This window comes from Actinomadura darangshiensis, assembly GCF_004349235.1.
GTDB lineage: Bacteria > Actinomycetota > Actinomycetes > Streptosporangiales > Streptosporangiaceae > Spirillospora > Spirillospora darangshiensis.
Genome location: NZ_SMKY01000364.1, coordinates 1 through 7,797, shown reverse-complemented (window position 1 = coordinate 7,797; position 7,797 = coordinate 1). Strand labels below are relative to the sequence as shown.

The 7,797-nt window shown below is 71.9% G+C and carries 10 protein-coding genes; 8 read left to right on the top strand and 2 right to left on the bottom strand.

The features are described 5' to 3' along the window. The first annotated feature begins 163 nt into the window (after positions 1 to 163). Positions 164 to 460, top strand: coding sequence for a hypothetical protein (locus tag E1293_RS41595; RefSeq protein WP_132204766.1), 297 nt, complete (start codon positions 164 to 166; stop codon positions 458 to 460). Between the two features lie 42 nt (positions 461 to 502). Here the strand turns inward: E1293_RS41595 and E1293_RS41590 are convergent, their stop codons facing one another. Beyond that, positions 503 to 1,486, bottom strand: a complete 984-nt coding sequence (locus E1293_RS41590) for an aldo/keto reductase (protein WP_132204764.1) — start codon at positions 1,484 to 1,486, stop codon at positions 503 to 505. A 119-nt stretch (positions 1,487 to 1,605) separates the two neighbouring features. Between E1293_RS41590 and E1293_RS41585 the strand changes: the two genes are divergently transcribed. From E1293_RS41585 to E1293_RS41570, 5 genes are all read left to right on the top strand, one after another. After that, entirely contained in the window at positions 1,606 to 2,451 is an 846-nt protein-coding gene (locus tag E1293_RS41585) for a helix-turn-helix transcriptional regulator (RefSeq protein WP_132204762.1), read from the top strand. Between the two features lie 34 nt (positions 2,452 to 2,485). Beyond that, positions 2,486 to 3,751 carry an outer membrane protein assembly factor BamB family protein gene (locus E1293_RS41580; protein ID WP_132204760.1) on the top strand — a complete coding sequence of 422 codons (1,266 nt, stop codon included), beginning with the start codon at positions 2,486 to 2,488 and terminating at the stop codon, positions 3,749 to 3,751. 79 nt (positions 3,752 to 3,830) lie between these two features. Further along, a complete protein-coding gene (locus E1293_RS48145; protein ID WP_165978641.1) occupies positions 3,831 to 3,986 on the top strand; it encodes a hypothetical protein in 156 nt (51 codons plus the stop codon). Positions 3,987 to 4,072: 86 nt separating this feature from the next. Further along, entirely contained in the window at positions 4,073 to 4,675 is a 603-nt protein-coding gene (locus E1293_RS41575; RefSeq protein ID WP_132204758.1) for a superoxide dismutase, read from the top strand. A 116-nt stretch (positions 4,676 to 4,791) separates the two neighbouring features. Next, positions 4,792 to 5,208: an acyl-CoA thioesterase gene (locus E1293_RS41570; RefSeq protein WP_132204756.1), complete on the top strand. Its 417-nt coding sequence runs from the start codon at positions 4,792 to 4,794 to the stop codon at positions 5,206 to 5,208. A gap of 27 nt (positions 5,209 to 5,235) precedes the next feature. Here the strand turns inward: E1293_RS41570 and E1293_RS41565 are convergent, their stop codons facing one another. Next, a complete protein-coding gene (locus tag E1293_RS41565) occupies positions 5,236 to 5,526 on the bottom strand; it encodes a hypothetical protein (RefSeq protein WP_132204754.1) in 291 nt (96 codons plus the stop codon). A gap of 57 nt (positions 5,527 to 5,583) precedes the next feature. On the opposite strand from E1293_RS41565, the gene E1293_RS41560 reads away from it, so the two are divergent. Together E1293_RS41560 and E1293_RS41555 are read left to right on the top strand one after the other, a co-directional pair. Further along, positions 5,584 to 6,195, top strand: coding sequence for a TetR/AcrR family transcriptional regulator (locus E1293_RS41560; RefSeq protein ID WP_165978640.1), 612 nt, complete (start codon positions 5,584 to 5,586; stop codon positions 6,193 to 6,195). Positions 6,196 to 6,509: 314 nt separating this feature from the next. Further along, the gene (locus E1293_RS41555; protein ID WP_165978639.1) at positions 6,510 to 7,718 is read left to right on the top strand and encodes an MFS transporter; all 1,209 of its coding nucleotides are present in this window, start codon (positions 6,510 to 6,512) and stop codon (positions 7,716 to 7,718) included. Positions 7,719 to 7,797 lie beyond the last annotated feature (79 nt).

The window sequence follows — 7,797 nt, the reverse complement described above, 5'->3', positions numbered from 1 at the left end:
GATTCGCCCACCCGTCCCCCCAGGGCGCGCCGCACCGCTTCGGCGAACTGGACCCGGTGACGGCCTCCGAAGTGATCGCCGACCTCGACGAGGTGACCGCGCGCTGAACTTTCGGGGACTGACGGTCGTTGACATGGGAGAAGCTAGGCCGAGGAGGAACAACGTGGCTTCTCTCATCGACCGGATCATGAGAATGGTCCGGGGCCCGCAGGGGCAGAAGGCCCGGGCGAAGGCCGAGCATCTCGCGGCGAGCCCGCAGGCGCAGAAGGCCCGTGCCAAGGCGGAGCAGTTCGCGCACAGCCCGCAGGGCCAGAAGGCCCGCGCCAAGGCCGAGCAGCTGGCCCACAGCCCGCAGGCGCAGAAGGCCCGCGCGAAGGCGGAGCAGTTCGTGAACGATCCGCGCAACCAGGAGAAGGCCCGCAATCTGCTCGCCCGCCTCCGCGGCGGCTCCCGCCGCTGACGGCCCGCCCCGCGCCGGGACGGGCCGTCGTCCGGTGCGGGGTCAGGCGGTGTCGAGGTTGGCCAGGTAGGCCTCGTTGCCCTGGGCGCCCGCGGCCGCGTCCGGCGGGACGATCTCTTCCAGCCGCGCGAAGACCGACGCGTCCAGCGCGAGGTCGCCCGCTTCGGCGTTGGCGCGGGCGTTGGCGGCCTTGCGGGTCCCCGGGATCGGCAGGACACCGCGGTCGATCAGCCAGGCCAGCACGAGCTGCGCCGTCGTGACGTCCTGCTCGGCGGCGAGCGTGGCCAGCCGGTCGGCGAGGGAGACGTTGCGCTCCAGGTTGCCGCCCTGGAAGCGCGGGTTGTTCCGCCGCCAGTCACCCGCCTCCAGGTCGCCCGCGGCGCGGACCTGGCCGCCGAGGAGCCCGCGGCCGAGCGGGCTGTAGGCGACGAACGTGACGCCCAGCTCCGCGCAAGCCGGGACCAGTTCCGCCTCGGGGCCCCGCTGGAGCGGCGAGTACTCGGTCTGCAACGCGGTCACCGGGTGGACGGCATGCGCGCGCCGCAGCGTCCGCGCGGACACCTCCGACAGCCCGTACCCGCCGATCTTCCCTGCCTCGACCAGCTCGCCGAGCACCCCGGCCGTCTCCTCGATCGGGGTCGTGGGGTCGAGCCGGTGCAGGTAGTACAGGTCCACATGGTCGGTCCGGAGCCGGGACAGGCTGGCGTCCAGCGCGCGCCTGACGTACTCCGGTCGGCCCATCCCCGGGACGAGGATCCCCTGCTCGTCCTGGTTCCCGCCGAACTTGGTCGCCAGGACGAACTCGTCGCGGCGCTTCTCCAGCATCCGGCCGATCAGGTCCTCGCTGCTCCCCATGCCGTAGATGTCGGCGGTGTCGACGAACGTGACACCGGCGTCCAGCGCGGCCAGGAGGGTGTCGGCGGCATCGCCTTCGTCGACACCGCCGTAGACCGGCGCCAGGGTCATCGCGCCGAATCCCACCACGGACACCTGCGGCCCGGCCGTTCCAAGGGTGCGGTAACGCACTGAAAGTCACCTCTTGTCGCTCGTAGATGTGCTTCCACCTTGCCCGGGGCCCACCGAGCCAACCAGTGCCCGCCCGTGGCTAGGCACCGGAGGGCTAGGCAAACGGGCACACTTGGGGCATGGCGACACGCGAGATGGCGGACTTCCTGCGCTCCCGGCGTGACCGCATCAAGCCCTCGTCGGTGGGCCTGCCCGGCGGCGGGCGCCGGCGCGCCCCCGGCCTGCGGCGCGCGGAGGTGGCGCAGCTGGCCGGGATCAGCCCGGACTACTACATGCGGCTGGAGCAGGGCCGCGGCATCCGGCCCTCGCCGTCCGTGCTGGACGGGCTCGCCCAGGCGCTCGTCCTGAACGACGACGAGCGCGACCACCTGTACCGGCTGGCGCTGTCCCTGCCCTCGCCGCCGCACGCCCCCGCGCCCCTCCCGCCGGACGGCCCGGTGCACGCCAACGTGCGGCGGCTGCTGGACGAGATCGACCCCGTCCCGGCCTATGTGATCAACGGACGGCTGGACGTGCTGGCCTGGAACCGGGCGGCGGCGGTGCTCTTCCAGGACCTGGCGGAGCTGCCCCCGTCGCGCCGCAACATGCTGAGGTACGTGCTCGCCGACCCGCGCGCCCGCGCGTTCTACGTGGAGTGGGAGGAGGTGGCCCGGCACGGCCTGGCGCAGCTGCGCACCGCCACCGGCCGCGGCCCGGGCGACCCCGCGACCGAGGCGCTCATCGGCGAGCTGTCCCGGAGCCCGTGGTTCGGCGCCTGGTGGGACCGGCAGGACGTCAAGGGCCCGGGAATGGGCCGCAAGGAGTACCGCCACCCGGTGGTCGGCCGGATCAGCCTCGACTACATCGGCATGGTCCTGCCGGGAACGCCCGACCACCAGTTCATCACCCTGACGGCCCCCGAGGACGGCCCCTCACGCGCCGCCCTCGACAAGCTGGCCGCCCAGCCCCCGCCGCCGAAGGGCTAGCGTGATCGTTTTCTCGCGGACATGAGGAGACGGCATGGTCGTGGCGCACTACGGGGACGACGGGCTGAGCGGCGCGTACCGGGCGTCCGGGGTTCCGGGCCCGGCGCGGGTGGCGTGGGTCGCGCGGACGGCGGCGCCGGTGCTCTGCCCTCCGCTGCTCGCCGGTGACGCGCTGGTCGTCGCGGACATGGCCGGCACCGTGTACGCGTTCGACGCGGGCACGGGTGAGGTCCGCTGGCGCGTGCCCGCGGAGGAGGACGACGAGGAACTCCTGGTCCAGGACGAGGACGGCGAGTGGCTGGACCCGATCACCATGGCGGTCGCGGTGTGGCGAGACCGAGTGTTCGTCGCGGAGATCGAGGACGGCCACTTCGAGTACGACGAGAACGCCGACGGGGAGGTGCGGGTTCACGACCTCGCGACGGGCACGCTTGTCGAGACGCTTCCGGGAGGCGGGTATCCGGCCGTCGTCGGCGACACCCTGCTGCTGTACGGCCTCAACGACGGGGTCCGGGCGTTCGGCCTTCCGGACCTGACGCCGTGCTGGCACGCGAAGGAGGCGGGCGGACGCGTCCAGACCGTCCCGGCGGTCGGCCCCGGCGGCGCCGTCTACCTGACGGGCGGCTTCGAGGGCAACAGGACCCACGGCGGCGTGATGCGCGTGGATCCGCTGACCGGTGATGCCACCGGCTTCGACACGGATGAGGAGGACCTCGCGGAGCCGGCCGGGTGGGACGTGTCGAAGGCCGTCCACGCCGCGGTCGCGGAGGGGCTGGTGTGGCTGCCCGTCGACCGGTGGCGCTCGGGGGAGGAGCCCCCGTTCGATGGGGCGATCACCGGCCGGGACCCGCTGGACGGGGCGGTGCGCTGGATCCACCGGCTGCCGGAGACCCCCGCGGGCGCGGTGGCGGTCGCGGACGGGACGCTGTTCGTCGCCCTGAACGAACCGGGCGATGGCGGGCATGGCGAGCCCTCGTTCGCCCAGGCCGTCACCGCCATCGACATCGCCGAGCGGGTCGTGCGGTGGACGCGTCCGCTGCCCGGTACCGGTGCGGGAAGTCCCGTGCTCGCGGGCGGGCTCGTGTACATGGCCGTGCGCGAGGGGCGCGTGCTCGCGCTCGACGCCGTGTCCGGGGACCTCCGGTGGGAAGCCGACCTGGGTGAGCGGATCCTCGACAAGGAGGAGATGGGGTACTTCGACGAGGAGTGCGCCTACGAGGAGGACGGCCAGGTGATCGTGCCAGGTGAGGGCGTGTTGTACGTCCGGACCACGGCCGGGGTTGTGGCCCTGCGGGGGTGACCGTGCGGCCGCGGGACGTTCCGAACCTTTGTGAGTGGGCAGGCGTTGAACTGTCAAGGCTAGGCCGAGGAGGAAGAACATGGCTTCTCTCATCGACCGGATCAAACGGTTCGCACGCAGTCCGCAAGGGCAGAAGGCGCGGGCGCGTGCGGAGCGGATGGCCCGGGACCCGCGCAACCAGGCCAGGATCCGCCGGCTTCTCACGCGCGGACGCGGAGGCGGGCGGCGCTACTGATCATCGGAACCCGTCCCTCCTCCCGGGGGGCGGGTTCTCTTGTTGCTTGCTGGACGTAACTGCAAGTCGTTTGCAATAGTGGCCGTATGGCTGACTACGCGCTTCCCGACCTGCCCTACGACTACGCCGCCCTGGAGCCGGCGATCACCGGCGAGATCCTGGAGCTGCACCACTCCAAGCACCACGCCGCCTACGTGAAGGGCGCCAACGACACGCTGGAGAAGCTCGCCGAGGCGAGGGACAAGGAGCAGTTCGGCGGGCTGGTCGGCCTGGAGAAGACGTTCGCGTTCAACCTGTCCGGGCACGTCCTGCACTCGATCTTCTGGGACAACCTGTCGCCGGACGGCGGCGACCGTCCGGACGGCGAGCTGGCCTCGGCCGTCAACGAGCACTTCGGGACGTTCGAGGCGTTCCAGAAGCAGCTCACGACGGCGACCTCCAGCGTGCAGGGGTCCGGCTGGGGCGTGCTCGCATGGGAGCCGCTCGGCAAGCGCCTCGTCGTCGAACAGGTCTACGACCACCACGGCAACGTCGGCATGAACACGACGCCGCTGCTGGTCTTCGACGCCTGGGAGCACGCCTACTACCTGCAGTACCGCAACGTGCGGCCGGACTACGTCGAGAAGCTCTGGTCGCTGGTGAACTGGACGGACGTGAAGGCGCGCTTCGACGCGGCCCGCGCCTCCTGAGAGACGGCGGCGCCCGTTCGCGGGCGCCGCTCGGGGGCGGCGTTCACCTGGCCGGGATCGTGCTCAGAACCTTTCCTCGCGGCCTGGTGAACGCCGCTTCCCATAGTCTGCTTCCCATGACCGGCGAGTACGTGCACTGGGAGAACGTCCCGACGCGGTGGAAGGACAACGACGTCTACGGGCACGTCAACAACGTCGTCCACTACTCGCTGATGGACACCGTCATCAACGAGTGGATGATCCGGACCGCCGGTTTCGACCCCGCGTCCTCCGAGGCCATCGGGCTCTGCGTCGAGTCGCACTGCGCGTACAAGGCCGAGGTGTCGTTCCCGGACGCGATCAGAGTCGGGCTCCGCGTCGGCAAGCTTGGCCGCTCCAGCGTGCGCTGGGAGATCGGTATGTTCCGCGCGTCCGACGACGTGCTCATAGCCGAAGGCCACTTCGTGCACGTTTTCGTCGACCGCCACGCTCGCCGCCCGGTCGAGATCGCAGGCCGGGTCCGCGCCGAGATGGAGAAGCTGCTGCGCCCATGACCCCAACCCGCGCAACAGGCTGAGCGTTCAACGGAAGCCGTAGGAACCGACTTCGTCCAGCATCGTCAGCTGGGGTGGCTCGTCGCAGCAGTCGTCGAGGGCTGCGCGGTAGCGCTGGAACGCCGGCAGCGGGCGCAGTACCTCGGGGCCGTCCATTTCCGCGAACGCCACGAAGGTGACCTTGTCGTCCAGCTGGTAGGACGCGTACCGCAGCCCCTCCGGCCGCACCTTCTCCAGCTCCGCGTAGACCTCCCGCAGCAGCACCAGGCTGCGCTCCACGTGCTCGGGCCTGACCTTGCTCCGGATCATCACCTGCATGGCTGACACTCTGTATTCTGAAATACGGTCTGTCAAGCCGAATGCTAGGTTGGCGGCATGGTCCGCAAGTACGAGCAGCGCCTGCGCGCGGAGGCGGCCCAGGAGACGCGGCGCCGGATCCTGGACGCCGTCTACGAGCGGCTGCGCGAGGCGCCGTCGGAACCGGTCAGCATCGACGGGATCGCGCGCAGCGCCCGCGTGGCGCGGCCGACCGTCTACCAGGTGTTCGGGTCGCGGGCCGGTCTCTTCGAAGCGGTCGGCGCCGATCTTCTCGACCGCGGCGGCTTCCAGGACATGCTCCGCGCGTCCGCGCACCCGGACGCCCGCGAAGCCCTGCGCGGCGGCGTTCACGGTGTCGTCGCCATGTACGCGACGCACCGCGACATCCTGCGCGTCCTGCACTCGATGGCGATGCTGGACGCCACCGCGGTCGGAGGCGCCGTCCAGCGTCTGGAGCAGCGCCGCTCGCAGGGCATGGCGCACGTGGCCCAGCGGCTCGCCGACCAGAACGTCCTGCGTACCGACGTGAGCCACGCCGAGGCCACTGACGTCCTGTGCCTCCTGACGAGCTTCGACAGCTTCGACCACCTCTACACCGCCCGTGGCAGGCCGTGCGAAGCCGTGGCCGAAGCCCTCACCGCGACCGCCGCCCGCACCCTCTGCACCTGAGACCCGCTTTTGCGGCGCGGACCTTGACGCAGCATTCACAGTTCTTGTCCATGCGTCGCCGGCTCGCCGCAGACAGCACCGGGCAACTCGAAACAAAGGCACGATCGGGCTGAATGCTGCGCGGTCCATTGCGCGGCCGGACCGATGATGGGAGGTAGCCGTGGGTGACAGTGGCTGGGGATGATTGACCCCGAGTACGTGACCGGCGCTACCGGCCGGTGCCGCTGCGAAATGCCGGGGCGCGCGGGCGGGGCGTACCCGTCGCGCCCGCGCGTCCGGCTGCGTGAAGAGAAAAAATCAAAGGCTCTATAAACGTGCGAACGGATCGGGCCGCGACATTCGCCGAACTGTTCCGGGTCGGTGAGTTCCGGGCGCTGTGGGCTGCCGGGCTGATCTCCAACCTGGGGGACCAGCTCGCGCGGGTGGCCCTGGCGCTGCTGGTCTTCCGCGACAGCGGCTCGCCGTTCCTCACCGCGCTGGCCTATGCGCTCACCCTGCTTCCGGCACTGCTGGGCGGGCCGTTGCTGGGCGGGCTCGCCGACCGGTGCCCGCGACGCGACCTGCTCATCGCCTGCAACCTGGCGCGCGCCGCGCCGGCCGCCGCGATGGCGCTGCCCGCGATGCCGTTGACCGCGGACTACGCGCTGGTGTTCGCGGTCGCCCTGCTGGACGGACCGGACCGGGCCGCGCGCACCGCGCTCGTCCGCGACCTGCTGCCCGGCGAGCTGTACACGCTGGGAGTGGCGACCAACCAACTCTCCTACCAGGTGACCCTGCTGGCGGGCTTCGGTGCGGGCGGCATGGTGGTGGCGCTGATCGGCGCGCATCCGGCGCTGGCGGTCAACGCGGCGACGTTCGCCTGCGGCGCACTGATCTTGCGCACCCGCCTGCGGAGGCGTCCCGCCGCCGGCGACCGGACGGCGACGCGCTGGAGCGACGACGTCGCCGCGGCGTTCCGGCTGATAGCAGGCTCGCCGCTGCTCCGCTCGGTGCTCGCCCTCGCCCTGCTCGCCGCGTTCTTCGTCGTCCCGGCGGGCCTCGCCGTCCCGTACGCGGCCCAGATCCACCTGCCGACGCGGTCGGTCGGCCTGCTGCTCGCGGCCATCCCCGCGGGCAACGTCGCCGGCATGCTCCTGATCGGCCGGCTGTCCCGGCGCGAGACGCAGGTCAGGTTGCTGGGGCCGCTGGCGGCGCTCGCCGGGCTGCCGCTGACCGCCTGCGCGCTGCGTCCGGGCGTGGCCGGCTCCATGGCCCTGCTCACCCTCACCGGCGTCGCCGCGGCCTACCAGGTGATCGCGCAGGCGGAGTTCGTCCGCGCCGTGCCCGCCCACCGGCGCGGTCAGGCGCTCGGCCTGGCGGCGCCGGCGGTCACCGCCGTCCAGGGGGTCGGGGTGCTGGCCGGCGGTGTCGTCGCCGATCGCATCGGCGCCGCCGCCACGATCGCGCTCACGGGCGCCGCCGCCGTCGCCGCCGGGGCCCCGCTGGCGGTCGTCTGGCACCGGGTGTCCCGGCGCGCTAGGTGAGGACGTGGGTGGTGAGGAGGTCCTCGAAGTCCGACTCGAAGACCTCGTAGCGGGCGCGGAGGTCGGGGCCGGGCCAGCC

Excerpts from the sequence above, each read along its gene's own strand:
- E1293_RS41565 (WP_132204754.1), bottom strand. The coding sequence starts at position 5,526 with ATGCAGGTGATGATCCGGAGCAAGGTCAGGCCCGAGCACGTGGAGCGC.
- E1293_RS48145 (WP_165978641.1), top strand. The coding sequence starts at position 3,831 with ATGGCTTCTCTCATCGACCGGATCAAACGGTTCGCACGCAGTCCGCAA.
- E1293_RS41570 (WP_132204756.1), top strand. The coding sequence starts at position 4,792 with ATGACCGGCGAGTACGTGCACTGGGAGAACGTCCCGACGCGGTGGAAG.
- E1293_RS41585 (WP_132204762.1), top strand. The coding sequence starts at position 1,606 with ATGGCGACACGCGAGATGGCGGACTTCCTGCGCTCCCGGCGTGACCGC.
- E1293_RS41560 (WP_165978640.1), top strand. The coding sequence starts at position 5,584 with ATGGTCCGCAAGTACGAGCAGCGCCTGCGCGCGGAGGCGGCCCAGGAG.
- E1293_RS41575 (WP_132204758.1), top strand. The coding sequence starts at position 4,073 with ATGGCTGACTACGCGCTTCCCGACCTGCCCTACGACTACGCCGCCCTG.
- E1293_RS41580 (WP_132204760.1), top strand. The coding sequence starts at position 2,486 with ATGGTCGTGGCGCACTACGGGGACGACGGGCTGAGCGGCGCGTACCGG.